Origin of the sequence: Pseudomonas sp. 37 R 15, from assembly GCF_900004865.1 — a bacterium.
In the GTDB taxonomy this organism is placed as follows: domain Bacteria; phylum Pseudomonadota; class Gammaproteobacteria; order Pseudomonadales; family Pseudomonadaceae; genus Aquipseudomonas; species Aquipseudomonas fluorescens_AM.
On sequence record NZ_CVTV01000020.1, the window covers coordinates 173700 to 199147 of the forward strand.

The 25448-nt window shown below is 59.4% G+C and carries 25 protein-coding genes; 7 read left to right on the forward strand and 18 right to left on the reverse strand.

Annotation, left to right across the window (positions count from 1 at the left end; translation table 11 throughout):
- The first annotated feature begins 26 nt into the window (after positions 1-26).
- The gene (gene mgrA / locus BFQ04_RS06020; RefSeq protein WP_065950020.1) at positions 27-1064 is read left to right on the forward strand and encodes an L-glyceraldehyde 3-phosphate reductase; all 1038 of its coding nucleotides are present in this window, start codon (positions 27-29) and stop codon (positions 1062-1064) included.
- Positions 1065-1129: 65 nt separating this feature from the next.
- Here the strand turns inward: mgrA and BFQ04_RS06025 are convergent, their stop codons facing one another.
- The 9 genes from BFQ04_RS06025 to BFQ04_RS06065 form a co-directional block, all read right to left on the reverse strand.
- Positions 1130-1972 carry a hypothetical protein gene (locus BFQ04_RS06025; protein WP_256544557.1) on the reverse strand — a complete coding sequence of 281 codons (843 nt, stop codon included), beginning with the start codon at positions 1970-1972 and terminating at the stop codon, positions 1130-1132.
- A 111-nt stretch (positions 1973-2083) separates the two neighbouring features.
- Complete coding sequence (locus tag BFQ04_RS06030; protein WP_139111902.1) at positions 2084-3727, reverse strand: hypothetical protein; 1644 nt, start codon at positions 3725-3727, stop codon at positions 2084-2086.
- Between the two features lie 229 nt (positions 3728-3956).
- Positions 3957-4793: a taurine dioxygenase gene (tauD, locus tag BFQ04_RS06035; RefSeq protein ID WP_065950023.1), complete on the reverse strand. Its 837-nt coding sequence runs from the start codon at positions 4791-4793 to the stop codon at positions 3957-3959.
- Positions 4794-4804: 11 nt separating this feature from the next.
- Positions 4805-5641 (reverse strand): taurine ABC transporter permease TauC, encoded by an 837-nt coding sequence (gene tauC / locus BFQ04_RS06040; protein ID WP_065950024.1) that lies wholly within the window; start codon positions 5639-5641, stop codon positions 4805-4807.
- Positions 5638-6417 carry a taurine ABC transporter ATP-binding subunit gene (tauB, locus tag BFQ04_RS06045; protein WP_065950025.1) on the reverse strand — a complete coding sequence of 260 codons (780 nt, stop codon included), beginning with the start codon at positions 6415-6417 and terminating at the stop codon, positions 5638-5640. Before tauB ends, tauC begins: the two co-directional genes overlap by 4 nt.
- An 18-nt stretch (positions 6418-6435) precedes the next feature.
- Positions 6436-7413: a taurine ABC transporter substrate-binding protein gene (gene tauA, locus BFQ04_RS06050; RefSeq protein ID WP_065950026.1), complete on the reverse strand. Its 978-nt coding sequence runs from the start codon at positions 7411-7413 to the stop codon at positions 6436-6438.
- 173 nt (positions 7414-7586) lie between these two features.
- On the reverse strand, positions 7587-9170 hold the full coding sequence (gshA, locus tag BFQ04_RS06055; protein WP_065950027.1) for a glutamate--cysteine ligase: 1584 nt from the start codon (positions 9168-9170) through the stop codon (positions 7587-7589).
- A 214-nt stretch (positions 9171-9384) separates the two neighbouring features.
- Positions 9385-9768, reverse strand: coding sequence for a PaaI family thioesterase (locus BFQ04_RS06060; protein ID WP_065950028.1), 384 nt, complete (start codon positions 9766-9768; stop codon positions 9385-9387).
- Positions 9768-12092, reverse strand: coding sequence for a Tex family protein (locus BFQ04_RS06065; RefSeq protein WP_065950029.1), 2325 nt, complete (start codon positions 12090-12092; stop codon positions 9768-9770). Before BFQ04_RS06065 ends, BFQ04_RS06060 begins: the two co-directional genes overlap by 1 nt.
- 356 nt (positions 12093-12448) lie before the next feature.
- Between BFQ04_RS06065 and ompR the strand changes: the two genes are divergently transcribed.
- Together ompR and BFQ04_RS06075 are read left to right on the forward strand one after the other, a co-directional pair.
- Positions 12449-13189, forward strand: coding sequence for an osmolarity response regulator transcription factor OmpR (ompR, locus tag BFQ04_RS06070; RefSeq protein WP_015373500.1), 741 nt, complete (start codon positions 12449-12451; stop codon positions 13187-13189).
- Between the two features lie 116 nt (positions 13190-13305).
- Positions 13306-14619, forward strand: coding sequence for an ATP-binding protein (locus BFQ04_RS06075; protein WP_065950030.1), 1314 nt, complete (start codon positions 13306-13308; stop codon positions 14617-14619).
- A 109-nt stretch (positions 14620-14728) separates the two neighbouring features.
- On the opposite strand, the gene rimK is transcribed toward BFQ04_RS06075, so the two are convergent.
- The 3 genes from rimK to BFQ04_RS06090 are packed head-to-tail and all read right to left on the reverse strand — an operon-like array spanning position 14729 to position 16905.
- Positions 14729-15634: a 30S ribosomal protein S6--L-glutamate ligase gene (rimK, locus tag BFQ04_RS06080; RefSeq protein WP_003171022.1), complete on the reverse strand. Its 906-nt coding sequence runs from the start codon at positions 15632-15634 to the stop codon at positions 14729-14731.
- Positions 15631-16080, reverse strand: coding sequence for a retropepsin-like aspartic endopeptidase RimB (locus tag BFQ04_RS06085; protein WP_170827547.1), 450 nt, complete (start codon positions 16078-16080; stop codon positions 15631-15633). Before BFQ04_RS06085 ends, rimK begins: the two co-directional genes overlap by 4 nt.
- 45 nt (positions 16081-16125) lie before the next feature.
- On the reverse strand, positions 16126-16905 hold the full coding sequence (locus BFQ04_RS06090) for a S6 modification regulatory phosphodiesterase RimA (protein ID WP_065950031.1): 780 nt from the start codon (positions 16903-16905) through the stop codon (positions 16126-16128).
- Between the two features lie 116 nt (positions 16906-17021).
- Between BFQ04_RS06090 and BFQ04_RS06095 the strand changes: the two genes are divergently transcribed.
- On the forward strand, positions 17022-17429 hold the full coding sequence (locus BFQ04_RS06095; RefSeq protein WP_065950032.1) for an RNA-binding S4 domain-containing protein: 408 nt from the start codon (positions 17022-17024) through the stop codon (positions 17427-17429).
- A 136-nt stretch (positions 17430-17565) separates the two neighbouring features.
- On the opposite strand, the gene BFQ04_RS06100 is transcribed toward BFQ04_RS06095, so the two are convergent.
- Positions 17566-18369 (reverse strand): phosphatase PAP2 family protein, encoded by an 804-nt coding sequence (locus BFQ04_RS06100; protein ID WP_065950033.1) that lies wholly within the window; start codon positions 18367-18369, stop codon positions 17566-17568.
- A 121-nt stretch (positions 18370-18490) separates the two neighbouring features.
- On the opposite strand from BFQ04_RS06100, the gene hslO reads away from it, so the two are divergent.
- Positions 18491-19393 (forward strand): Hsp33 family molecular chaperone HslO, encoded by a 903-nt coding sequence (gene hslO / locus BFQ04_RS06105; RefSeq protein WP_065884633.1) that lies wholly within the window; start codon positions 18491-18493, stop codon positions 19391-19393.
- Between the two features lie 179 nt (positions 19394-19572).
- Complete coding sequence (locus tag BFQ04_RS06110; RefSeq protein ID WP_065950034.1) at positions 19573-21114, forward strand: phosphoenolpyruvate carboxykinase; 1542 nt, start codon at positions 19573-19575, stop codon at positions 21112-21114.
- Between the two features lie 203 nt (positions 21115-21317).
- Here BFQ04_RS06110 and BFQ04_RS29925 read toward each other — a convergent pair whose 3' ends face one another.
- The 5 genes from BFQ04_RS29925 to BFQ04_RS28330 form a co-directional block, all read right to left on the reverse strand.
- A complete protein-coding gene (locus BFQ04_RS29925) occupies positions 21318-21950 on the reverse strand; it encodes a DUF1493 family protein (RefSeq protein WP_232790543.1) in 633 nt (210 codons plus the stop codon).
- A 4-nt stretch (positions 21951-21954) separates the two neighbouring features.
- A complete protein-coding gene (locus BFQ04_RS06120; RefSeq protein WP_065933409.1) occupies positions 21955-22437 on the reverse strand; it encodes a hypothetical protein in 483 nt (160 codons plus the stop codon).
- Between the two features lie 291 nt (positions 22438-22728).
- Positions 22729-23025 carry a hypothetical protein gene (locus tag BFQ04_RS06125; RefSeq protein WP_065933408.1) on the reverse strand — a complete coding sequence of 99 codons (297 nt, stop codon included), beginning with the start codon at positions 23023-23025 and terminating at the stop codon, positions 22729-22731.
- A gap of 299 nt (positions 23026-23324) precedes the next feature.
- A complete protein-coding gene (locus tag BFQ04_RS06130; protein ID WP_065933407.1) occupies positions 23325-23924 on the reverse strand; it encodes a putative adenosine monophosphate-protein transferase Fic in 600 nt (199 codons plus the stop codon).
- Positions 23924-24094: a YhfG family protein gene (locus BFQ04_RS28330; protein ID WP_003236014.1), complete on the reverse strand. Its 171-nt coding sequence runs from the start codon at positions 24092-24094 to the stop codon at positions 23924-23926. The genes BFQ04_RS06130 and BFQ04_RS28330 overlap by 1 nt, the downstream gene beginning before the upstream one ends.
- A gap of 176 nt (positions 24095-24270) precedes the next feature.
- On the opposite strand from BFQ04_RS28330, the gene BFQ04_RS06135 reads away from it, so the two are divergent.
- The gene (locus tag BFQ04_RS06135) at positions 24271-25446 is read left to right on the forward strand and encodes a tetratricopeptide repeat protein (protein WP_065950036.1); all 1176 of its coding nucleotides are present in this window, start codon (positions 24271-24273) and stop codon (positions 25444-25446) included.
- Positions 25447-25448: the final 2 nt, after the last annotated feature.

Consider the following 25448-nt stretch of genomic DNA (forward strand, 5'->3'; position numbering starts at 1 on the left):
TTTGCCCCAAGCCCAGAGAGGACTCGATGACGTACATTGCTGCCGAAAACCGTTATGAATCTATTCCTTATCGCCGCGTAGGCCGCAGTGGGCTGGTGCTGCCGGCACTGTCCCTGGGGCTGTGGCACAACTTTGGCGACAGCACCCCGATCGCCACCCAGCGCGCTCTGCTGCGCACCGCGTTCGACCTGGGCATCAATCACTTCGACCTGGCCAATAACTACGGCCCTCCCTACGGCAGCGCCGAGATCAACTTCGGCCGTTTGCTGCGCGAAGATTTCAAGCACTACCGCGATGAGCTGATCATCTCCAGCAAGGCCGGCTGGGACATGTGGCCCGGTCCTTATGGCCAGGGTGGCGGTTCGCGCAAATACGTGCTGGCCAGCCTGGACCAGAGCCTGCAGCGCCTTGGTGTCGATTATGTCGATATCTTCTACTCACACCGTTTCGACGCCGACACCCCATTGGAAGAGACCGCCAGTGCGCTGGCTACCGCTGTTCAGCAGGGCAAGGCGTTGTACATCGGTATTTCGTCATACTCCGGCGTAAAAACCCGTGAGATGGCAGCGCTGCTCAAAGAGTGGAAAGTGCCGCTGTTGATTCACCAGCCGGCCTACAACCTGCTCAACCGTTGGGTGGAAAAAGACCTGCTCGACACCACCGAAGAGCTCGGCGCCGGCGTGATTGCCTTCACGCCCCTGGCTCAGGGCTTGCTCACCGATAAATACCTCAACGGCATACCGGCCGATGCCCGGGTGAATCGGCCGGGGGGAGGCTCGCTGCAGGCCCAACACCTGTCCGAGGAGAACATTGCCCACGTTCGCGCCCTGAATGAGATCGCTCAGCGTCGCGGCCAGAGCCTGGCGCAATTGGCGTTGGCCTGGACCCTGCGGGATCCAAGGGTGACCAGCGCGCTGATCGGTGCCAGCCGGCCGGAGCAGATCATCGAGAACGTCGGAGCGTTGAAGAACCTGAGCTTCAGCGCTGAAGAGCTGGCGCAGATCGATCGGTTCGCCCAGGAAGGCGGAATCAATCTGTGGGAAAAACCGTCAATGGCTGAGTAATGGCAGCGTGCCTGCTCGCTAGGGGTGCTGACCTTTATCGTGGCAGGCACACTGCAGCTTTTCGCTCATCGTAGGGTTAGCACTCGCCGCGCATGTTGGAAGCCCGACTCAGACAACTTGACCTTATTTCCGTAAAGGTCTGCATAACCGTCAATCACGGCGACTGAGTGTGTCGCGTCTGCTACGGTACCCAGGCCCCCTTTTGCCAGTTGAGCCGGGTTGGTCCAGCGCCGTTTGGCATTTAAGCCCAGGCGCATAGTGGCATCCCCCGGTATCTCGCCGTCATTCAATGAAGCCATTGCATCTTCGAAGCTGCGCCTGGCGGTGCCTTCGTGGTTTTTCATCTGAGCTCGCTTGGCGCTGGCGGCATACAGGAAAACTGCGTCCTTGAGTACGTCCGGGTCATCGCCCTCAAAGTTGCTGCCGTTCCTCGCCAGCTTTAACTCTTCGTGCGATATGTGCAGTTTGAACATGTCCTGCATGGTCACGTCGAACCCCGTTTTTGTAGGCGTTATCTGTTTGAAAATGCCCTGCGGGTTATGGCCGTATTTCATCATCGCCAGCTTGATCGCCGACACCGTGACACAATTGCCTTCGGCGCCCTGCCAGAAACCTCGCCAGATATCGTTGGGCTTGGTGCCGATCGGCACCGAAGATATAAATGGGCTCTCGTCAGAGTGGGGCTTGTTCAGAGGGTTGATATTGGGAAAAGGGGCTGGCGAATCGCGATCAACCTGATGAGGCACTGCGTCAACCGCAGGCGCAACAGGGCTGGCGCGCTGTATGAGGGTGTTGAGAAGGGTGGTCAGTGAGTTCAGTTGTTGAACGATAGACGTGTATAGGTCTTGGTTGTTTTCCGGGCTCGCTGCGACGGGTGTTTCCATCGGTGCCTTGACGTTCGGCTTCACGCCTGTACCGGCGTAGAGACTGGAAGGTATTGAAGGATTAAGCGCTGCAGTGCCGCTGGCAGTGTTGGGTAACATAGGCCGCCTCGTATTCAGTCAGTGTGAGTGAGCGATTCAGTGATGGTCGAGTACGTAGCCGTGCCCGTCATAAGGCAGGTATTGATGCGCCTTTTCATTGCCCAGGACCAAGCCAAAACCGTACAGAAACCCGACGCTATCCTGGTCTTCCAGTTCACTCACATGGACATGGCGCATGTGGCCGATCATGCCGATATTTTCCAGGATAGGTTTGATATGCCGGCCATTCTGGACCGCATCACTGAGGGCCGTCTCGAAGTCGGACATTACCTCCGGATCTTCATGTTCCAACTGGTGACGTTTGGTAAAAGCCGCAAACATGAAGTTGGCGTCCTTTATCATCTCGCTGTCGTCACCGGACAGTTTCAAGGCTTGCCCGGCCCGCTGTATCTCCTGGCGAGAAACATGCACTTCATAACCATCTTTCATGGTCACGTCATAGCCGTCACCTGCAGCGGCAACCCGTTGAAAGCAATCGGTGGGGCTTTGTCCGAACTTCATCATCATCAGTTTTATTGCGTCAACATAGGCTGCCGTTTCGCGAAATTCGCCAAAGTCCCGGGGTGTGTCACTGAAGCCAGTCAATATATTGACTGGACGTTCACCGTTTCTCTTCGAAGAGATATCCGGCATCGCCTCAGGCGAGGGAGGGCCGGGCGGTGCCGCAAGGGGTTTGACGTTGGTTTGCGGGGGGGAGGGCGGAACCTGTGCAGGGCGTGAGTCAATGGATGGATCCTTCATGTCGTCCCGTCTGTTGGTGACGGGTGAATCCGATAGTACGTAGGCCTGCTTTTTCAGCCTTAACCTGGAAGGTGTCCCGTGGAAATCCTCGTGACCATCGACAACCAGCATGGATTCCCCATTCGAGACAACCGTTACACCCAGTTTCTGACCCGTGCCAAGTGACTCAGACTTAACCTCTTTCATATGGTGTTCCAGGCCCATGAGCTTCAATACGCTGCTGGCATGTTCGCCCTTGTTTGTATTGCGCATGGCCATGGGATAACTCGCCTGTTCTGCGGGGTCACTACTTTCGAGCTGTTTTCGCTTGACCAGGGTCGCGTACAGAAAGTTGGCGTCTTTCAACATGTCCTCGTTGCCCAGCAGTTGTGAACCTGCCTTCGCAAGGTCCAGCTCTTTATGCGTGATGAATAATTTGAAGCCATCTTTCATCGTCACATTGAACCCGGTGTCCAGAGGGGTGACTTGAGCGTAAATATCGGTTGGACTTTGACCAAAGTGCTGCATGGCCAACTTGATCCCCGCGACATGGGAACTGTGTGGTGTGGTCAGTGAGCGGTAAGTAACATGGGGGGAGAAAAACAGGCCACCTAACACGTCGTCGGGTTTTTGTTTGTCCTTTTTATTTGAAAGGTACTCCGTGCTGTCAGTGCGCACCGTCGAGTGGGTCGTCGCTGCAACGGTTGCTGGCCTGTCAGGCTTGACGGGCTTGGCGTCCTGGGCGTCCTGGGCCTTCTGGAGCGTATTCATCAACTTTGTCAGCTCGCTTAACATGGCGAGCAAATCTTCACGTCGGTAGGGCGCGGCGGTGGACGGTGTCAGTGTTTCAAGTGTTGTGCCTGTGGCTGAAGGGGCGGGTTCAGCAGGTGGTTTATTTGTCGATTCATGAGGCTGTGGCGCAAAAGCTGTCAGCCACGGCGATAGGGTTGAGATATTCATTTAAGCACTCAATGGATTCACGTTAAGGGGTCACTGCGCAGGCGTTTTAGACGCATGATGTCAGTGGTGAGCCTTACCTTGCGCGTTCCTGAACGTGAGCGCTTGACGAGTTACAGAGCGTTTCGTGAGCCACATTTTCCCATAGGAAAAATCTTGAAATTAACGAGGTTTTCGCCATTCGAACGCAACGGTGCAGGGGCGACGCGAATCGCCATCCGAGGCGGTTGGATTAAAACGGCGCATCGCCCAGGATGGTTGCCCGATGCATGACGCGGCGCTGTGGACGGTAGTCATCCACCGCGTAATGCTGGGTCACGCGATTGTCCCAGAACGCCACGTCATTTTCCTGCCAGCGCCAGCGAATGGTGAACTCTGGGCGGGTGGCGTGAGCAAACAGCAGCTTGAGAATCGCCTCGCTTTCGGCCGGTTCCAGTTCATTGATGCGGGTGGTGAAGCCGTCGTTGACGAACAGCGATTTTCGGCCGCTGACGGGGTGTGTGCGGATCACCGGGTGTGACAGCGGCGGGTTTTTCCGACGGGTTTCTTCCCAGCGCGCCAGATCGTCGGCGCTGTTGCCAAAACGCTCCAGCGGGAAGGACTTGGTGAAATCGTGGGTGGCGGTGAGCCCATTGAGCAACGCCTTGAGTGGCTCGGACAGCGCGTCATAGGCCGAAATCCCGCTGGCCCACAAGGTATCGCCACCAAACGCCGGCAACAGCTTGGCACTGAGCACCGCGCCGAGGGCAGGTGTGGGCAGGAAGGTCACGTCGGTGTGCCACACGGCGTTGTCACGCACATCGGTCACGGCGGTGTCGAGGATCAGCACTTCGGGCTGTTCCGGCACGTTGGGGTAGATCGGGTGGATGTGCAGATCGCCGAAATTCGCCGCAAACCGTGCCTGCTGTTGCGGGGTGAGCGGCTGGTCGCGCAGGAACAGCACCGAATGCTCGAGGAGTGCTTGTTCGATCGCGTCGCGCTGTTCGGTGCTCAGCGCCCGGGTGATATCGACGCCACTGATCTGGGCGCCAAGCGCAGTGCTTAAAGGGGTAATGGTCAGGCTGCTCATTTGTTCATCACTCAGTGTGCCTGGCCATGCCACGGCACTAATTTACGCTGCAGGGCGCGCAGGCCCATTTCCATGGCGAAGGCGATCAGCGCGATCACCAGGATGCCAAGGACCACGACGTCGGTGACCAGGAACTGCGCCGCCGACTGCACCATGAAGCCCAGGCCGCTGGTGGCGGCAATCAATTCGGCGGCGACCAGGGTCGACCAGCCTACGCCCAGGCCGATACGTACCCCGGTGAGGATGTCGGGCAGGGCGCTTGGCAGGATCACATGACGAATCAGTTGGGCGCGGGTGGCGCCCAGCGACTGCGCGGCGCGCAACTTGGCCGGGTCGACAGTGCGTACGCCGGTCGCGGTGGCGATGGCAATCGGTGCAAAGATCGCCAGGTAAATCAGCAGCACTTTGGACAACTCGCCGATACCGCACCAGATCACGATCAGCGGCAGATAGGCCAGCGGCGGGATTGGCCGGTAAAACTCGATCAGCGGGTCGAGAATGCCGCGGGCGATACGGTTGGCGCCGATGGCAATCCCCACCGGTACGGCCGTCAGCACCGCGAAACCCAGGCCCAGGCCGATGCGGCTGAGGCTCGCGCCCAGATGCTGCCAAAGGGTCGAATCCATGTAGCCGGATGTCGCCAGCAACCAGCCTTTTTGCAGCACGGCAGAGGGCGGCGGCAGGAACAGGGGCTCGATCAAGCCGGTGGCGGTTACCGCCCACCAGATAGCGAGCAAGGCCACCAGTGTCAGTACGCTGATCCACCGTGTGCCGAGGCTGCGGCGTGCCGGAATAGCCGCACGCGTCAGCGGCTTGGCCGCTGTGGCGGGAAGTTCATAGCTGCTCATGCGTACACCTGCCGTTGCGAGAACACTTTGCCCAGTACGTGTTCGCGGGTTTCGATAAAACGCGGGTCGGACTTGATCGCCCGTGCCGATTCGCCGGCCGCGTAGCGTTGGCCAAAATCCAGCTGCAGGCGCTCGACAATCTGGCCGGGGTTGGGCGCCAGCAGGATCAAGTCCGTGGCGAGGAACACCGCTTCTTCGATGTCATGGGTGATCAGAAACACCGGCTTGGCCGTGCGCCGCCAGACTTGCAGCAGCAGTTCCTGCATCTGTTCGCGGGTGAAGGCATCGAGGGCGCCGAACGGCTCGTCCATCAGCAGTACGCGAGGGTCGGCCGCCAGGGCGCGAGCGAGGCCGACGCGTTGCTTCTGGCCGCCGGAGAGTTGCCAGATGCGCCGGCTGTCGAAGCCGCTCAGGTCCACCAGCGCGAGCATTTCCCGGGCGCGCGCTTCACGTTGCGCCTTCGGCACGCCGGCCAGTTCCAGGCCGAAGGCGACGTTGGCCAGTACGTCCTGCCAGGGCAGCAGGGCATCGTCCTGGAACACCACGCCACGTTCGGCGCCGGGACCTTTGACCGGCACGCCATCGAGGGTGATACGCCCGGCCGACGGTTCGACAAAGCCGGCAATCAGGTTCAACAGCGAAGTCTTGCCACTGCCGGAGGGGCCCAGGGCCACCAGCAATTGCCGGGGACCAAGCTCAAGTGAAATATCCGCCAGTACCGGTTCCGGGGCGCCTGGGTACTGTGCGCTGATGCGCTCCAGCTGTAGCAAGGCCATTGCGATGAATTCCTTGGATCAGTGGGTGATGAACTTGGCGCTGACGTAAGGGGCGTAGTCCGGCAGCACCGCGTCGACCTTGCCTTGCTCCTTGAGGAACGCTGCGGTATCGGTGACAGCCTGGGTGGTCGGTGCGCCCAGCAGGGTGACCTGGTCAGCGGCCAGCGGGTAGACATTGCCTTGCAGCAGCAGCGGGATGTCGCTGGCCTTGGCGCCGGAGAGCTTCACCAGCTTGTCGACGTTCGCGTTGTCGGCGAGCCAGGCTTGTGGGTTTTTACGGTAAGCGGCGTAGGCATCCAGCGTGACTTTGGCGAAGGCCGTGACGATTTCCGGATGCTTCTCGGCGAAGTCCTTACGCACAATCCAGGCATCGAAGGTCGGCGCACCGAACTTGGCCAGTTCGCCGGACGTGATCAACACCTTGCCGTTTTCCTTGGCCACGCCCAGGGCCGGGTCCCACACATAGGTGGCGTCGATATCACCGCGTTTCCAGGCGGCGATGATGGCCGGTGGTGCGAGGTTGAGGATGGTCACCTTCGAGGGGTCGATGTTCCAGTGCTTCAGCGCGGCCAGCAGGCTGTAGTGCCCCGTGGACACGAACGGTACGGCGATCTTCTTGCCGACCAGGTCCTGGGGGCTGTTGATCCCCGAACCATCGCGCGCCACCAGGGCTTCGGCGCCGCCGATCTGGGTGGCAACAAGGAAGGTTTGCACCGGCACCTTGCGCGTGATCGCAGCGGTCAACGGGCTGGAACCGAGGTAACCGATCTGCACGTCACCCGAGGCGATGGCGGCGATGATATCGGCGCCATTGTCGAATTTGCGCCAGTCGATCCTGGCGTGGGTGGCTTTTTCATAGGCGCCGTCGGCCTGGGCGACTTTTGCCGGGTCTACGGTGGTCTGGTAAGCGACGGTCACATCTGCCGCCTGGGCAAACAGGCTGGCACCGGCCAGGGATAACGCCGCCAGCAAGCGCAGTGGGGTAGGCAGTTTCAAAGGGAGGCTCCTCAATCAAGCAGCCAGGAGGGCGGCGTGTGAGGAGACTAAATGATCTAAGAATCCGAAAATAAATAACATTTTCGAATTAGCTTATGAGCAGAAGGTGAAGCGAGTCGTGAGCCTGGTGGAAGGCAAATGTGGGAGGGGGCAAGCCCCCTCCCACATAAAGCTCAGTTGCTGATGGCCAGGATGCTCGCCTGGTACGACCCGACGAACACATCGAAATCGCCCACTTCGTTCTGCTCAAGCTCGGCCTGCTGAGCCAGCGACGTACGCGCCAGTTCTTCAAAGCGCGCTTGTTCCTCGGCTGGCAGCGGTTCCTTGCGGAAGTACTCGGCATGCACCTCGCTCTGATGCAGCGAGAACTGCGCGAAACTCTCCTTACGCTCGGCCATCGCGGCCAGCACCTGGGCCGAGGGCGTCAGTGACGGGTCGTTGACCTTGGCCAATTGAGCGTCCAGCGCCTGGCTGTGTTCAGTGATGCCATGGCTCTCATCGAGCAGGGCGGCCAGAGGCGCAATCTGCTCCAGCAGCTCGGCTGCCCACTCTTTCATCTCCACCGTCTGGCCTTGACGCTGCAATTGCAGGCCCGGACGGCGACCTTCCTTGACCACGCTGAGGAAGTTGGACGTGGCGTTGCCGCACTCGTTATTGGCGAACAGCGGGCTGTCGTTCAGCGCGCAATACAGCAGGAACGCGTCGAGAAAACGCGACTCCGCAAGATCGATGCCCATCGGCAGGAACGGGTTGATGTCCAGGCAGCGCACTTCGATGTACTGGATGCCGCGCGCCATCAGCGCCTGGATCGGCCGCTCGCCGGTGTAGGTCACACGCTTGGGGCGGATGTTGGAGTAGTACTCGTTTTCGATCTGCAGGATATTGGTGTTGAGCTGCACCCACTCACCATCCTTGTGCGTGCCGACTTCGACATAGGGCGCGTAGGGCGTTGCCACCGCTTCGCGCAGGCTGTCGGTGTAGCTGGCCAGGTCGTTGTAGCACGGCGTGAGGCCGGCCTGGGCGTTGCTCTGGTAACCCAGGTCGCTCATGCGCAGGCTCGTGGCGTACGGCAGGTACAGGGTATCGGCGTCGAGCACTTCAAGCTGGTGCGAACGGCCGCGCAGGAAGCCTGCGTCCAGGGCCGGCGAGGCGCCAAACAGGTACATCAACAGCCAGCTGTAGCGGCGGAAGTTGCGAATCAGCGCGATATACGCGGTGGATTGATAGTCGCGGTCGGTGCCGACAAAGCCTTCGGCTTCCTTGAGCAACGGCCACAGCTGTTCCGGCAGCGAGAAGTTGTAATGGATGCCGGCAATGCATTGCATGGTCTTGCCATAACGCAGGGCCAGCCCCTTGCGGTAAACGTACTTGAGCTGCCCGATATTGGAGGTGCCATAGTAGGCAATCGGAATATCTTCCTCGGCCGGCAACGGGCACGGCATCGAGGGGCTCCACAGGTATTCGCTGCCCAGCTTGGTGTAGGCAAAGCGATGGATCTTGTCCAGGCTGCTCAGGGTATCGGCCGGGTTGGGCAGCGCGGGAGTAATGAACTCCAGCAGCGACTCCGAGTAGTCGGTAGTGATCTGTTCGTGCGTCAACGCGGCGCCCAGGGCTTCCGGATGCGGCGTCTGGGCCAGGCGACCCTCACTGGTGACGCGCAGGCATTCACGCTCGATGCCATGCAGGCAGTGCTCTAGCAGGGAGAGGTGTTCGCGCTTGCCGAGCAGAGCCAGGCGGCGGTTGAGAAGTTCGCTCAAGTTGGATTCCTTCACGCGTCAGTCGCCCCAATATGGGGGTGGGCAAGACGGTCTACAAGGGTGAAGTTGAAACTGGCGTGATCGCCTGGTTCTGAGTCGATTTGACCCGCTCTGAATATGCCTACTTCACTCCATGAATTGGGCTACAGCGCAGCGAGAAAATTCCGACGCTGTTGTCACAGCGCCGAAATTAACTCAAATCAGGGGCAGGGAGCTATAGGACAGCGAACGTGCCCTGTGCTTTTGCGACAAGTCTTTCGTCCTGGTACACGTCGGCTTCGACCACCAGGGTGCGCCTGCCGGCGTGGATCACCCGGCTGGTGCACAGCACGTCACCCTCTTCAACGGCGCGGATATAGTTGATCTTGCACTCGATGGTCGCGCTCTGCTGGTCGAACCCGTGGGCGCTGGAACATGCCAGCCCCATGGTGATGTCCACCAGGCTGAAAATCGCCCCGCCGTGCAACTTGCCCCCGCGATTGCGTAAATGCGGCGCAAGGCTCAGGGCCACCTCGGCAACGCCTGCATCCAGGCGCTGCAGGCGGCAACCGATCAGTTCGCTGAACGCGCTCTGGGTCAAACCGGCCGGAATATCCATCAACGCTTCTTCAACTGCTTGGCGTTGGCGAACAACGAGGCCATCGCGTTGTTGCTCGGTGCGGCTGTCGCGGTGTCCTTGCGCGGCGCAGTGTTCTGCGACGGACGCGGTGCCGAGCCAGGGCGAGCGCCGCGGGCACCGTCGATTTTCTCGCCGGGGGTGTCGCTCATGCGCATCGACAGGCCAACGCGTTTGCGCGGGATGTCGACTTCCATCACCTTGACCTTGACCACGTCACCGGCCTTCACCGCTTCGCGCGGGTCCTTGATGAACTTCTCCGAAAGTGCGGAGATATGCACCAACCCGTCCTGATGCACGCCGATATCCACGAACGCGCCGAAGTTGGTCACGTTGGTCACCACGCCTTCGAGGATCATGCCCGGTTGCAGGTCCTTGAGGTCTTCGACGCCGTCCTGGAACTCGGCGGTCTTGAACTCGGGGCGCGGGTCGCGGCCGGGTTTTTCCAGCTCCTGCAGGATGTCGGTGATGGTAGGCACGCCGAAGGTTTCGTCGGTGTACTTTTTCGGGTCCAGGCGCTTGAGAAACGCGGCATCGCCGATCAGCGAGCGGATGTCGCGATCGGTTTCGGCGGCAATCCGCTGTACCAGCGGATACGCTTCCGGGTGAACCGCCGAGGCGTCCAGCGGGTTATCACCGTTCATTACGCGTAGGAAACCTGCGGCTTGCTCGAAGGTTTTTTCGCCCAGGCGCGCGACTTTTTTCAGCGCGGCGCGGGTTTTGAAGGCGCCGTTCTCGTCGCGGTGGTTGACGATATTCTGCGCGAGGGTAGCGTTCAGGCCGGAGATACGTGCCAGCAGCGCCACGGACGCGGTGTTCACGTCCACACCCACGGCGTTCACACAGTCTTCCACCACCGCATCCAGTCCACGCGCCAGCTTGAGCTGCGACACGTCGTGCTGGTATTGGCCGACGCCGATGGATTTGGGATCGATCTTCACCAGCTCGGCCAGCGGGTCCTGCAGGCGACGGGCAATGGACACGGCGCCGCGGATGGACACGTCGAGGTCCGGGAACTCCTTGGACGCCAGCTCCGAAGCCGAGTACACCGAAGCGCCCGCCTCGGAGACCATGACCTTGGTCATCTTCATCGCCGGGTACTTTTTGATCAGCTCGGCGGCCAGCTTATCGGTTTCGCGGCTGGCGGTACCGTTGCCGATGGCGATCAGGTCCACGGCGTGCTTGGCGCAGAGGGCGGCCAGGACAGCCAGGGTCTGGTCCCACTTGTTATGCGGCACGTGCGGGTAGACGGTGGCGTGGTCCAGCAGCTTGCCGGTGGCGTCGACCACCGCAACCTTGCACCCGGTGCGCAGCCCCGGATCCAGGCCCAGGGTCGCGCGTGGGCCCGCCGGTGCGGCCAGCAGCAGGTCATGCAGGTTGTGGGCGAATACGTTGATCGCCTCGGTTTCAGCGCCTTCACGCAGCTCGCCGAGCAGGTCGGTTTCCAGGTGGGTGTAGAGCTTGACCTTCCAGGTCCAGCGCACGACCTCACCGAGCCACTTGTCCGCAGGACGGTTCTGATTCTGAATGCCGAATTGTTGACCGATCATGCCTTCGCACGGATGCATGGTGCCCGGCAGCTCGTCACCGACTTTCAACGCGGAGCTGAGAATGCCCTCGTTGCGGCCACGGAATATCGCCAGTGCGCGGTGGGACGGCATGCTTTTGAGCGGTTCGTCGTGTTCGAAGTAATCGCGAAACTTGGCGCCCTCTTCCTCTTTGCCGGCGATGACGCGGGCGCTGAGAATGGCTTCCTGTTTCAGGTAGGTGCGCAGTTTTTCCAGCAGGCTGGCGTTTTCCGCGAAGCGCTCCATCAGGATGTACTTGGCGCCGTCGAGGGCGGCCTTGACATCGGCGACGCCTTTTTGCGCGTCGATAAAGCGCGCAGCTTCGGTTTCAGGCGTCAGCGACGGGTCGTTGAACAGGCCGTCGGCCAAGTCGCCCAGGCCGGCTTCCAGGGCAATCTGGCCCTTTGTACGACGTTTCTGTTTATACGGCAGGTAAAGGTCTTCGAGGCGGGTCTTGGTGTCGGCCAGCTTGATGTCGCGTTCCAGTTGCGGGGTCAACTTGCCCTGTTCCTCGATGCTGGCAAGGATGCTGATACGCCGCTCGTCGAGTTCTCTCAGGTAGCGCAGGCGCTCTTCCAGGTGCCGCAGTTGGGTGTCGTCAAGGCTGCCGGTGACCTCTTTTCGGTAACGGGCGATGAAAGGCACCGTGGAGCCCTCATCCAGTAGCGCGACGGCCGCTTCGACCTGCTGTGGGCGTACACCGAGTTCCTCGGCGATGCGGCTGTTGATGCTGTCCATAAAACCACCTGAAATTCTGAAAAGCAGCTCGCAGGCCCGGAAAACAAGGCCTTGCGAGGCTGGTTGAGCGGCCCGACCGGCACCGCTGCCTGGGTCAAGAGGCAGCCTATTGACCCTCGAAATCGAAAAAACACGACAAGCGGGTAAAAAAAAGCCCGGCAGTAAACGGTAACGATCTGACGTTGCCCTGCACGAAGGCGCCGCATTATAACCAGCGTTCTGCCCTTCGGGGCTACTGCGCCGCTGGTTGTAGGACACGGCTTAGCTGGTAGTAGAGGAAAAATCTGCTAACAATGCACACGGTGCGTATAACGGCAGCTAGGCCATAATGCGCGCCGAGATAAGAGGAGCATCTAATGAGCAGCACTGCACAAACTGCTGAAGGCGAAAAAATTCTCATCGTTGACGACGATCCGGGGCTGAGCAGCCTGCTGGAGCGTTTTTTCAACTCCAAAGGCTACCGGGCGCGCGCGGTGCCGAACACCGAGCAGATGGACCGCCTGTTGGGGCGCGAAGTGTTCAATCTGGTCGTGCTCGACCTGATGTTGCCTGGCGAAGACGGCCTGACCGCCTGCAAGCGTCTGCGTGGCGCGAACAACCAGATCCCGATCATCATGCTCACTGCCAAGGGCGATGAGCTGAGTCGCATCAAGGGCCTCGAACTGGGCGCCGATGACTACCTGGCCAAGCCGTTCAACCCAGACGAGTTGATGGCGCGGGTCAAGGCCGTATTGCGTCGCCAGGCACCGCCGGTACCGGGTGCGCCAGGCAGCGAAGACGAAAGCGTGACCTTCGGCGACTACGAGTTGTCCCTGGCGACCCGCGAGCTCAAGCGTGGCGACGAAGTGCACATGCTCACCACCGGCGAATTCGCGGTGCTCAAGGCCCTGGTGATGAACGCTCGCCAGCCGCTGACCCGCGACAAGCTGATGAACCTGGCCCGTGGCCGCGAATGGGACGCCCTGGAGCGCTCCATTGACGTGCAGATCTCCCGACTGCGCCGGATGATCGAGCCGGACCCTTCCAAGCCGCGGTATATCCAGACGGTGTGGGGTGTGGGTTATGTGTTTGTGCCGGATGGCACCGCAACCAAGTGACCGATGATTTGCAGGGACGGGCATCCGGCGTTTGATTCCATGAGGGTCGACGGGGTGCTCGGCGTCTGCAATTCTGCGAGCGCCGCTCGTTCCTGCAAGGTGTCTAGCTGTCTCCTATGAAAACCCCGCTGTGGTTCCCGCAAAGTTTCTTTTCCCGCACCCTCTGGCTGGTGCTGATCGTCGTTCTGTTTTCCAAGGCACTCACCCTGGTTTATCTGTTGATGAACGAGGATGTGCTGGTGGATCGGCAGTACAGCCACGGCGTCGCCTTGACGTTGCGTGCCTACTGGGCCGTCGACCCCGAGAACCGTGAAAAGGTAGCCAAGGCCTCAACGCTGATCCGGGTCGATGGTGCCGGCGTGCCTGAGGGCGAGCAGCATTGGCCCTACAGTGAGATCTACCAGCGCCAGATGCAGGCGGAGCTGGGTGACGACACCGAGGTGCGGCTGCGCATGCACGTTTCGCCTGCGCTGTGGGTGAGGGCGCCCAGTCTGGGCGATGCCTGGATCAAGGTCCCGCTGTATCCGCATCCGTTGCGCGGGCAAAAAATCTGGAACGTATTGGGCTGGTTCCTCGCCATCGGCCTGCTTTCAACCGCGTCCGCATGGATTTTTGTGCGCCAGCTCAACCAACCGCTCAAGCGCCTGGTATTTGCCGCCCGCCAACTGGGCCAGGGGCGCAGCGTGCGCCTGCCGGTCAGCGATACACCCAGTGAGATGACCGAGGTTTACGGCGCATTCAACCAGATGGCGGAGGATGTCGAGCAGGCCGGACGCGAGCGCGAACTGATGCTGGCGGGGGTGTCCCATGACCTGCGCACGCCGTTGACGCGATTACGCTTGTCCCTGGAGTTGATGGGCAACCCTACCGACCTCACCGATGACATGGTGCGTGACATCGAGGATATGGACGCGATTCTTGACCAGTTCCTGGCGTTCATCCGTGATGGGCGTGATGAGGTTGTGGAGGAGGTTGACCTGACCGATCTGGTACGTGAAGTGGTCGCGCCCTACAACCAGAGCGGTGAGCAGGTGCGCATGCGTCTGGAGCCGATTCAGCCGTTTGCCTTGCGCAGGGTGTCGATGAAGCGCCTGTTGAACAACCTGATCGGCAACGCCTTGCATCATGCCGGTTCGGATGTGGAGGTGGCGGCGTACGTGTCGGGTGACAGCGCAGCGCCCTATGTCGTGCTGAGCGTGATGGATCGCGGCACGGGTATCGACCCGGCTGAACTCGAAGCCATCTTCAACCCGTTTACCCGTGGCGACCGCGCCCGAGGCGGTAAAGGTACCGGTTTGGGGTTGGCGATTGTGCGGCGGATTGCTTCGATGCATGGCGGCAATGTTGAGTTGCGCAACCGTGAAGGGGGCGGGCTGGAAGCTCGGGTGCGCTTGCCGCTTGGGTTGATGTTGCCTAGAGATGCGGTATAGAAGCAGCCATAAGCTTCAAGCTTCAAGCTTCAAGCTAAAAGCTGCAAGAGTAAGGCAGGCTGTGTTTGCCCTTTCTTGCAGCTGATAGCTTGAAGCTCATAGCTGCTTTTTAGCCCTTGCCCTTGGTCCGAGTCATATTCGGCCCGCCATTTTTTTCCAGGTGCTGAATGATAATTCCCGCCACATCCTTGCCGGTGGTGGTCTCGATCCCTTCCAGGCCCGGCGATGAGTTGACCTCCATGACCAGGGGGCCATGATTGGAGCGCAGGATATCCACACCTGCCACGGCCAACCCCATGACCTTGGCCGCACGCAGTGCGGTCATGCGCTCCTCCGGGGTAATCTTGATCAGGCTGGCGCTGCCGCCACGGTGCAGGTTGGAGCGAAACTCGCCCGGCTTGGCCTGGCGTTTCATGGCGGCAATCACCTTGTCGCCCACCACGAAGCAGCGGATATCCGCACCGCCCGCTTCCTTGATGTACTCCTGCACCATGATGTTCTGCTTGAGGCCCATGAACGCCTCGATCACCGACTCCGCGGCCGTTGCCGTTTCGCACAACACCACGCCGATGCCCTGGGTGCCTTCGAGCACCTTGATCACCAGCGGCGCGCCATTGACCATTTCGATCAGGTCGGGGATGTCATCCGGGGAGTGGGCGAAGCCGGTCACCGGCAGGCCAATACCCCGGCGCGACAGCAGTTGCAGCGAGCGCAGCTTGTCCCGCGAACGTGCGATGGCCACGGACTCGTTCAGCGGGAAAACGCCCATCATTTCAAACTGGCGCAGTACCGCGCAGCCATAGAAGGTCACCGAGGCGCCGATGCGTGGGATCACCGCATCAAAGCCTTCCAGCGGTTTGCCACGGTAGTGGATCTGCGGCTTGTGGCTGGCAATGTTCATGTAGGCCCGCAACGTGTCGATCACCACCATTTCATGGCCACGTTCGGTGCCGGCCTCGACCAGGCGGCGGGTGGAATACAGACGCGGGTTTCGCGACAGCACAGCAATCTTCATGCAGCACCTGGGGCAGAAATAGTGGAGACCGGGAACACCGGCTTGTCTTGTACGTATTTTACGGCCGGGCTGACGACCAACTGGCCGTCAATCAGCGCCTTGGAGCCCAGCAACAGGCGGTAACGCATGGCTTTGCGGCAGGCCAGGGTGAATTCCACTCGCCATACCCGATCGCCCAACGCCAGGGTGGTGCTGATCACGTAGCGCACCTGCGCATGGCCGTTGGAGCTCTTGATGGTTTTCATCGTCACCAGGGGCGCTTCGCAACGCCGGTGGCGCAATTGCACCACGCTGCCCAGGTGCGCGGTAAAGCGCACCCACTTCTCGCCGTCGCGCTCGAACGGCTCGATCTCGGTGGCGTGCAGGCTCGAGGTGCTGGCACCGGTGTCGATCTTGGCGCGCAGGCCCGCCACTCCCAGGTCGGGAAGGGCCACCCACTCACGCAGACCCACAACGGTCAAATGGTCAAATGTCTTCAAATAGGGTTACCGTCATTTTGCCCAGGCTTGAGGTGCAACCTTGGCCAGGGCATTGAATGCGGGCTTGGCGAACCAGTAGCCTTGCATTAGAAATATTCCACAGTCGGAGAGGAAGTCTCGCTCGCCGGCACTTTCGATGCCTTCGGCGATGACAGTAACCCCCAACTGCTCACAGATTGTGACAATCCCCCGGACGATCACCTGGCGGACACGGTCTTGGTCGACATCGCGAATCAGCGCCATGTCGAGCTTGATCAGATCAGGTTGGAAATCGGCCAGCAGATTCAGCCCCGAATAGCCCGCGCCGAAATCGTCGATGGCGGTCTTGAAACCGAATTCGCGGTATTCACGCAGAATATTCGTCAAATGGCGATAGTTATCTACATGCTCGCTTTCCAGGGTCTCGAAAATCAGGCGGTCCAGCGGGAAATTGTGCGCGCGGGCGGCCTCTAGGGTGCTGCGGATACACAATTCGGGACGGTAGACGGCATTGGGCATGAAGTTAATGGAAAGATACGTTTGCATGCCCAAGGCGGCAGCGCCGGCAATGGCCTGGGTGCGGCAGCGCTGGTCGAAGCGGTAGCGATTGGTTTCGTTGACATGTGCCAGCACCGACAACGCGCCTTCTCCCTGAGTGCCGCGCACCAAGGCTTCATTGGCAAATATCGAACGGTCACGCAGGTCTACGATAGGCTGGTAGGCGAAAGCAAAATCGAACCCCAGCGGCTCGCTTTGCTGGCAACCCACGCACCGCTGGTTGGGCGAGGTGAGTGAAACGGGAAAGTCGGTCACGGCGTATCCTCGCGAAAACAGGGTGCTACCTGGCGTATCTTAGGTGAGCCTTGGGGTTAATGCGTCGAAGGGTTTCAACGGTAAGGTTGCGACATTTTTCAGAGCGAGGAATTCAAGTGGCTCAAAAGCAGGAAGAGGAAGAAAAAGTCCGTTTGGACAAGTGGCTGTGGGCCGCGCGTTTCTACAAGACCCGTGCCCTGGCCAAGGCCGCCATCGAGAGCGGCAAGGTGCACCATCGCGGCGAGCGCTGCAAGCCGGGGAAGGAACCGCGCGTCGGCGATGAGTTTCAGATTCGTACAGGGTTTGATGAAAAGACTGTCGTGGTGCAAGCGCTCTCTATCGTGCGCCGTGGCGCGCCTGAAGCGCAGACGTTGTACGCGGAAACCGAAGCCAGTATTGCCAAGCGTGAAAATGCCGCAGCCATGCGCAAGGCGGGGGCTTCAGGCCTGACCACCGACGGCAAGCCGAGCAAGAAGCAGCGTCGCGATCTGTTCAAATTCCGCGGCAGCGGCAATGATGATTGATTGCACAATCTCCATCCATAAGGAGATCAAAAATGTGGGAGGGGGCTTGCCCCCGATTGCGCAGTGTCAGCCACAGATCAGCTGATTGACCCACTGCTATCGGGAGCAAGCCCCCTCCCACATTTGGTCTGCGTCGTTAAGGATTCGTGCGCATGACGCTCAAGCGCCCGATCACCGGCAGTTTGCCAAGCAACCCGAACACCGGCGCTGTTACCCGCAACAGAAACCCCGACACCTTCGCCGCAAACGGCGTGTAGTAACCCCAGCCCAGGGCCAACAGCGCCAGCAATACCCCGCCGATGTAATCGTCCTGCCCCCAATGCGCGCCCGCCACCAGCCGCGGCATCATGAACAACAGCGCCAGGCCCCAGATCACCAGGATTTGCCCGATGCGTCTGGCGAAGACCGTCATGAACATCGCCCAGATCAACAACACCGAAGCATGATCGCCGGGGAAGCTCTGGCTCGAACGGTCTTTCAATTCCCAGGTTTTCTCCAGTCCGGGAAAAAAATCGCTCATCTGAATCGCGCCATCGATCACCATCGACGGGCTGCTGTGCTGCCAACCCATGTGCGCCGCGAGCTTGGAAAACAGCATGCGGATAAACAGCAACAGCAGCAGAATCCCGAGGAAACCAAAGAACGCCTGGCGCACCTGTACGGCCTTGAATACCCAGTCGCCGCGAATCAGCAGGGCCAGCAGAATCACCCCGACGATCGCGTCGAATGGCCGCAGGCTCGCCACAGCCCACACGTGCAGCCAGGTGGAGTTGCTGGCCAGCGGGCCATTGAGCAGGTGAAACAGCCACTCGTCGAAAATCACACACAGCATCTGGCCCGTGGGCCACAGCCAGAAACACAGCAGCCCGATAGCGACTAGATTGCAAAGAGCCCATCGCCGGAGGTTCCAGTTCGCTTGGAACAAACCCGGATTGTTCATAAACTGTCCCTCATCGCTCGTTGGCTCCTTGTTTCAGGAGAAATCGCACCAATGTGGTGCTAAAGCGTTTAATTTTATAAACGTTGTAATCATTTTGTCATCACTTCAGATACCCAGACCTATGACTGATCTACCGGACACCGACTTCACCCAACGCTTTATCTTTGACGAGAACGACGCCCGCGGCGAGCTGGTCTCGTTGGAGCTCAGCTATGCCGAAGTCCTTGCCAAACACGCGTATCCGGAGCCGGTCGCGCAATTGCTCGGTGAGTTGATGGCGGCGGCTGCGCTGCTGGTGGGCACGATGAAATTCGATGGCTTGCTGATCCTGCAGGCGCGTTCCGAAGGTCCGATCCCGATGCTGATGATCGAGTGTTCCAGCGAGCGCGAAATCCGTGGCCTGGCTCGCTATGACGTCGACCGGATCACCCCGGACGCGACATTTTCCGAGCTGATGGCCGATGGCGTGCTGGCGATCACCGTTGACCCGACCGAGGGCCAGCGCTACCAGGGCATCGTTGATCTGGACGGCGAGACCCTGTCGGACTGCTTTACCAACTATTTCGTCATGTCCCAGCAGGTTGGCACCAAGTTCTGGCTCAACGCCAACGGCAAGCGCGCTCGCGGCCTGTTGTTGCAGCAGTTGCCGGCTGACCGTATCAAGGACGAGGATGAGCGCACCGATAGCTGGCGCAAGCTGACCGCCCTGGCTGGCACCCTGACTGCTGAAGAATTGCTGGGCCTGGACAACGAGACCATCCTGCATCGCCTGTACCACGAAGAAGCGGTGCGCCTGTTCGACGAGCAGTCCCTGCGCTTCAATTGCAGCTGCTCCCGCGAGCGTTCCGCCAACGCCCTGGTCAGCCTTGGCCTGGAAGATGCGCAAAATCTGGTGGTGGAACACGGTGGCCATATCGAGATCGACTGCCAGTTCTGCAACGAGCGTTATCTGTTCGATGCCGCCGATGTTGCTCAATTATTCGCCGGTGCAGGCAGCGACACCCCTTCCGACACCCGTCACTAAAACGTTTAAGCACAGGTAAATCACCTGCCAAATGCCGGATTAGAGGCGTTCTGACGGGAGGGCCCTACTCTTTTTGGGCTTTTCTGGCATAATCCGGCCCACTTTTTTCGCGGTAGTAGTGCGCAACTTTCTACTACAAAACGTTTGGAGCACTCGGCCATAGGCCGACGGGGAACCTCATGACGCAAGCCAATAACGCCGTATACACCGATCTGAGTGTTGACGATCTGGTCAAAGAAGCCCTGCAACGCGGTGAAGGCGTGCTTGCCGATACTGGCGCGCTGGTCGTAGAAACCGGTCACCGCACCGGCCGTTCGCCGGTCGACCGCTTCATCGTTGAAGAGCCTACTACCCAGGACGCAATCGCCTGGGGCCCGATCAACCGCAAGTTCCCGGCCGACAAGTTCGATGCCCTGTGGGCTCGCGTCGAAGCGTTCAACAACGCGCAAGAGCACTTCGTTTCCCACGTTCACGTAGGGGCTTCCGAAGACCACTACCTGGCCGTGAAAATGACCACCCAGACTGCCTGGCAGAACCTGTTCGGTCGTTGCCTGTTCATCAACCCGGCCCAGTACAACCCGGCCGGTCGTGACGAGTGGCAAGTGCTCAACGTGGCCAACTTCGAGTGCGTGCCAGAGCGTGACGGCACCAACTCCGACGGTTGCGTGATCCTCAATTTCGCCCAGAAAAAAGTGCTGATCGCCGGCATGCGTTACGCCGGTGAAATGAAGAAAGCCATGTTCTCGGTGCAGAACTTCCTGCTGCCGGCCTCCGATGTGCTGCCGATGCACTGCGCCGCCAACATCGGCGAAGCCGGCGACGTCACCCTGTTCTTCGGCCTGTCGGGCACCGGTAAAACTACCCTGTCCGCCGACGAAAGCCGTTACCTGATCGGTGACGACGAACACGGTTGGGGCGAAGGCGTGGTGTTCAACATCGAAGGCGGTTGCTATGCCAAGTGCATCGACCTGTCCGAGAAGAACGAGCCGGTTATCTGGAAGGCCATCAAGCACGGCGCCGTGCTGGAAAACGTCGTCATCGACGAGGCCGGGCATGCTGATTACACCAATGTCAGCCTGACCCAGAACAGCCGCGCTGCCTACCCGCTGGAGCACGTTGCCAAGCGTTCCGAGAAGAACCTGGGCGGCGAGCCCAACGCGGTGATCTTCCTGACCTGCGACCTGACCGGTGTACTGCCGCCCGTGTCGATCCTCAGCGAAGAACAAGCGGCCTACCACTTCCTGTCCGGCTACACCGCACTGGTGGGCTCGACCGAAATGGGTTCGGGCAGCGGCATCAAGTCGACCTTCTCCACCTGCTTCGGCGCACCGTTCTTCCCACGCCCGGCCGGTGAATACGCTGAGCTGTTGATCAAGCGCATCCGCGGCTTCGGCTCCAAGGTCTACCTGGTCAACACCGGCTGGACCGGCGGCGGCTACGGTGTCGGCAAACGCTTCAACATCCCGACCACTCGCGGCGTCATCGCAGCGATCCAGAGCGGCGCGTTGATCGGTGCCGAGACTGAGCACCTCGACACCATCAACCTCGACGTGCCATTGGCCGTACCGGGCGTTGAGACCGGCCTGTTGAACCCACGCAACACCTGGGCTGACCAGGCGGCCTACGATGAAGCAGCGAAGGCGCTGGCCGGGTTGTTCGTCGAGAACTTCAAGAAGTTTGAAGTGAGTGATGCGATCAAGGCTGCCGGGCCTAAGTTGTAAGATTCCTAAGTTGTGAAAACGCCGCCCCTCGTGGGCGGCTTTTTTGTGCGCGACAGGTTGTATCCCACTCGCCGGATTTGCGCAGATCCCATGTGGGAGGGGGCTTGCCCCCGATTGCGGTGTCCCAGTCAAAGGTGGGCCGCCTGACACACTGCTATCGGGGGCGAGCCCCCTCCCACACTTGATTCTCGGTGTACTTCAGGTCAGCTCAGGTTTTCCAGTGTTTGCGTATCCCAGCTATGGGTCTTGATCGCCAAATAAAGCATACCGATGGTCAGCGGTACTTTTTCGCCACGCCCCTTGGCTCGACGCTTGAGAAACACATCAAACACCGGCGGGTTGAAGTAGCGATAAGTGTCGAAGTCGCCCAGGTCGAGCGCAAACTCCTGCTCCAGCGCTTCCATCAGCTGCTTGGCCTCACTGCCATCACAGCCCAGGTCGAAGTTGAGTGAGGTTTGCAGGCGGATGGTCCTGTGCTTCGGCAGGCCAATTTCTTCGTGCAGCAATTGCAGGAGCTGCTGCATGACGGGGTCTTCGGGGAAGTCGGGGGCGAGGTTCATGGTTGCGGCTATGAATAAAGGGTGAGTGTTTTGTGCTTTGCAATAAAGATTCTGGGTGCTCAATAACCCGATTCCTGTCACAAGGGCAACTATCGGCAGGCTTTCCAGGTGCGTTTCTTTGATCCAATTGGTGGCATGGAACAGAAGCGCTGGTCCCGTTATAAGAAGGCAAAGTCCAAGCCATTTTCTGAGTACTGACAGCTTTATTGTCCTCTCAATTATTGCAGCGAGTACAAGGAGGAACAGCAGATTGATCCACTGGGTGTAATCGGTCATCGTATTAGCCACCCTGAAACTGTCGGACCATGGCCGACAGTGATCGCTGAGGGCCGATACCGCCGTTGACCTGCGCGTCGAGACCGATAATGACATCGCCGGCGTGATAGCTGCGAATGATCCCTTTGACTATCAGGCTGGCGGTCGTCCCTACGATGCCTCCGATGGGTCGAGATACCAAGCTGACAGGCGCTGCCAAAGCGCTGCCTATCAACCCTGCAAGGATTTCCCCTCGTGTGTTAAGCAAGTCTGCCTGCTGTCGACTCAGCGGCTTTGAAATCGCGACTGTTATTTTGCAGGGCAAGTCACGGGCAAGCATTTTTTCGTAAAGATCCCTGAGGTGATTGCGTACCTCGTTTGCGGAGTCTCCTGCTTCCAGCGGGCATAGGTCGACCAAGGCGTGGCGATTTTCAGGTAAAACAGTGAAGCGAATCACTGTGAAGATGACGCCATAGTGGCCAATGTGTTGAGTCCTTTCGATGTTCACGGGGTTCTGCCGAGCAGTTGAGACCGCGCTATTTTCATTCAGCTACGCGTAACTTCTATAGAGGGTTGGGCGGGTATTTGAAGCAGTTTGGGAAAGGGATGGCGCAACGTTTGGTGGTTTCCTACAGTGGACTCCGGCATTTATGGCTTGGCAGTGATTTAACAGGCGAAACTGCTCAATTGTATGAGCGAGCTTGCTCGCGAAAAACTCAAGGACGCCGCGTTCTTTCTGATTTACCGCGTCATCGTTGACGATTTTCGCGAGCAAGCTCGCCCCTACATAGGGCGTTGCTTAGATTTGCGCTTGTTCAGGTTGCAGTTGTACGTGTTGCGCGGCTTCCAGCAAATCACAGCCGTCCTGAACGAGCAGGTACAGGGCATTGATAATGTGTGAAATGTCTTTGAGGTCGGCGTGTTCGAAGGTCAGGCAGGAGAAAGTTTCGAGCAAGTCCGTGGCTGCGCGGATGCGTTGATGGGCGGCGGACTGGATGTCTTCGGCGTTGGCTTCGGTGTCGATAAGAAGTGGGTGGGTGTCGGTGAAGTTGGTGCGTAGCTGACGATAGCGCTCCATCGTTTCAGGTGTTTGCATTTGGAGGTACTCGGTTTGCTGTTAGGTAACCGACATCACCGTGGCCAAACGGTGGGTGGCGGACTGTGCGCGGGTTGGCCAACCGGAAACAGCACCGGCACGTCCGAAGACGTCCCCCACACAGCCGCCATAGCACTGCAATACGAGACGATAGACGTACGCAGAGCAGACAATGGCACTTATGTGTGCTGTTTTCTGGGTGACCAAACCCGGTCGCTGATTTGGCAGCGACGGAACGAACCTTAGAAGTGAGTGTGTTATTGGGCAATAAACAGATGGTTTAATCGTTCGTGATGCAATCACCCACTGACAGGCTTGCTGATACACCGCTCAAAAATCGCCTCCAACCCCCGATAATCACACGCCACCGCATCAATATTCGCGGGTACCCACGACGCGTGTTTCACCAGCCACCAGTTCACCGAAAATCCGGCATTTACGATGATTTGTTCAAACAAAATCCGTTGCGCTCTGCCGTTGCCTTCGCGGAAGGGGTGAATGACGTTGAGGTCGCCGTAAGCCTCGGCAACCTGCTTTACCAGTTCGGCCTGGCTAATGGCGATAAACCAGTTTGCTTCCTCCATACGCCGAATGATCTTCGCAGCTTCCGGCAGGATGCGTTCTGGGGTACAGAAAAGGGTGTCACCTTTCTGGAGGTTGACGCTGCGCAGTTCGCCGGCCCAGTCGTAAATGTCGCCGAACAGGATGCGGTGGATGTGTTGCAAGCGGTTGAGGTCATAAGGCGGCGGGAAGAGGGCGAGATTACCTGCGGCGATTTCAGATAATTCCCGCTCCGCCTCGTGCAGGCTGGTTTCGTCAAGCAAATCGAGGCGGTTGCACAGGACGCTGCTACCGGGGTAGCAGTATGGGTCCTGGCCCACCCCGTATTTGTCGAGCATCAGCGCGGGGTATTGCGGTACTTGGCAAGCACGGCTTCGCGGGTCGGCAAGGGTTTGTCGACGTCGGCCGGTTGGGTGTCGAACCCTTCCAGGCGCAGGCTGGCCAGGTAATTGGAACGGCGGATCTTGTGATAGTGATCCTGTTTTTGCTCAAAAGTCAGTTCGCTCATTGCAGCGTACTCCTGGTTAGCAAGGCTTTGATTGTAGCGCAATGCATCAAGGGAAAGGCAGGATAAAAACCACGTCACATTCCTTATAAAAAATCCGCCAGCGCGCTGAATTCAGCGTATGTTTCACCGCAAAATCTTGTAGGGCGATTCCGCCTTCTACTTAAAGGGAGTTAAGCATGGGTTTGCTTCGTGTCGCTTCGGCGATGTCATTGTGTGCGGTGGCTTTTTCGATCCAGGCCGAGCAGTTGCCGATCGAGGTGCTCAGCGCGGTGGTCAAGGACCAGAAGATCGCCGATGCCGAGGTGCTGTTGCAACGCAACGGTGCGCAGAACGTTGTAGGCCGCACCAACGCCCAGGGGCAGGTGACGCTGACCAGCGAGGCGGCTGACGACGCCAGCAATCTATTGATCATCAAGAAACCGGGCTACTCCAACCTGGTGGTGAAATGCCCGTGCAAGGGCATGACCTATGCCGTCAGCCCGGTCATGGAAAACCTCGATGGTCTGCGCGTGGTGCTGACCTGGGGCCAGACGCCGGACGATCTCGACTCCCATATGATCTTCCCCGGCAACAATATCTACTTCGAGAACAAGACTGGCACCGACGCCGAGCTGGACGTGGACGACACCGACAGCTACGGCCCGGAAACCATCACCCTGCAGAAGAAGCACTACGGCGAAAGCTACGTTTACGCCGTGCATGACTACAGCAACGGCGGCAATCCAGGTTCGCGCCAGTTGTCCAACAGTGAAGCCAAGGTGTTTGTGTACATGGGCCAATCCCTGGTGCGCACCTACTACGTGCCGAAAAACCGCAGCGGTAACCTGTGGACCGTGTTTCGCATGACCGGCAGCGGCGACTTCCAGGACATCAACACCTTCAACGGCGTGATGGTGGATGCTGCGAATGTGCTCAATGAAGTCAAACCGTTACTGGATGACAGTGTTGCGGTGGCGGCTGTCGCGGTCAGCTCTTCGGCCCAAACCGATGCCAAGCGTCTGAACGTTCAAGGCGAAGCGGCCTATCAGGCCGGGAACCTTGACCAGGCCATCGACCTGTTCCGCCAGGCCATCGAGTTGGACAATTGCTTCGGCAAGGCCTACGGCAATCTGGGCCTGGCATATCAGAAGGCAGGCAATACCGCGGAGTCGATCTGGGCCAACCGCAAGGCCATTGCCCTGGCGACGGGTGCCAATGCGGCAACCGTACGCGCGGGTGCCTACTACAACATTGCACGGATCTACGAAGCGGCAGGGCAGTTTGCCGATGCGTTGCGTCACTACCAGTTGGCCAAGGAACAGAAAGCCAATCCGGTGTACGACACGGCGATCGAGCGGGTGCAGAATCGCTGATC

What these genes read in the sequence shown, in the direction of transcription:
- mgrA (WP_065950020.1), top strand. Translation starts at nt 27, where the DNA reads ATGACGTACATTGCTGCCGAAAACCGTTATGAATCTATTCCTTATCGC.
- BFQ04_RS06130 (WP_065933407.1), bottom strand. Translation starts at nt 23,924, where the DNA reads ATGCTCGACAAATACGGGGTGGGCCAGGACCCATACTGCTACCCCGGT.
- BFQ04_RS06135 (WP_065950036.1), top strand. Translation starts at nt 24,271, where the DNA reads ATGGGTTTGCTTCGTGTCGCTTCGGCGATGTCATTGTGTGCGGTGGCT.
- ompR (WP_015373500.1), top strand. Translation starts at nt 12,449, where the DNA reads ATGAGCAGCACTGCACAAACTGCTGAAGGCGAAAAAATTCTCATCGTT.
- BFQ04_RS06065 (WP_065950029.1), bottom strand. Translation starts at nt 12,092, where the DNA reads ATGGACAGCATCAACAGCCGCATCGCCGAGGAACTCGGTGTACGCCCA.
- BFQ04_RS28330 (WP_003236014.1), bottom strand. Translation starts at nt 24,094, where the DNA reads ATGAGCGAACTGACTTTTGAGCAAAAACAGGATCACTATCACAAGATC.
- BFQ04_RS06110 (WP_065950034.1), top strand. Translation starts at nt 19,573, where the DNA reads ATGACGCAAGCCAATAACGCCGTATACACCGATCTGAGTGTTGACGAT.
- BFQ04_RS29925 (WP_232790543.1), bottom strand. Translation starts at nt 21,950, where the DNA reads ATGACCGATTACACCCAGTGGATCAATCTGCTGTTCCTCCTTGTACTC.
- BFQ04_RS06060 (WP_065950028.1), bottom strand. Translation starts at nt 9,768, where the DNA reads ATGGATATTCCGGCCGGTTTGACCCAGAGCGCGTTCAGCGAACTGATC.
- tauC (WP_065950024.1), bottom strand. Translation starts at nt 5,641, where the DNA reads ATGAGCAGCTATGAACTTCCCGCCACAGCGGCCAAGCCGCTGACGCGT.
- rimK (WP_003171022.1), bottom strand. Translation starts at nt 15,634, where the DNA reads ATGAAGATTGCTGTGCTGTCGCGAAACCCGCGTCTGTATTCCACCCGC.
- BFQ04_RS06030 (WP_139111902.1), bottom strand. Translation starts at nt 3,727, where the DNA reads ATGAATATCTCAACCCTATCGCCGTGGCTGACAGCTTTTGCGCCACAG.
- BFQ04_RS06075 (WP_065950030.1), top strand. Translation starts at nt 13,306, where the DNA reads ATGAAAACCCCGCTGTGGTTCCCGCAAAGTTTCTTTTCCCGCACCCTC.
- BFQ04_RS06100 (WP_065950033.1), bottom strand. Translation starts at nt 18,369, where the DNA reads ATGAACAATCCGGGTTTGTTCCAAGCGAACTGGAACCTCCGGCGATGG.
- BFQ04_RS06125 (WP_065933408.1), bottom strand. Translation starts at nt 23,025, where the DNA reads ATGCAAACACCTGAAACGATGGAGCGCTATCGTCAGCTACGCACCAAC.
- tauB (WP_065950025.1), bottom strand. Translation starts at nt 6,417, where the DNA reads ATGGCCTTGCTACAGCTGGAGCGCATCAGCGCACAGTACCCAGGCGCC.
- tauD (WP_065950023.1), bottom strand. Translation starts at nt 4,793, where the DNA reads ATGAGCAGCCTGACCATTACCCCTTTAAGCACTGCGCTTGGCGCCCAG.
- hslO (WP_065884633.1), top strand. Translation starts at nt 18,491, where the DNA reads ATGACTGATCTACCGGACACCGACTTCACCCAACGCTTTATCTTTGAC.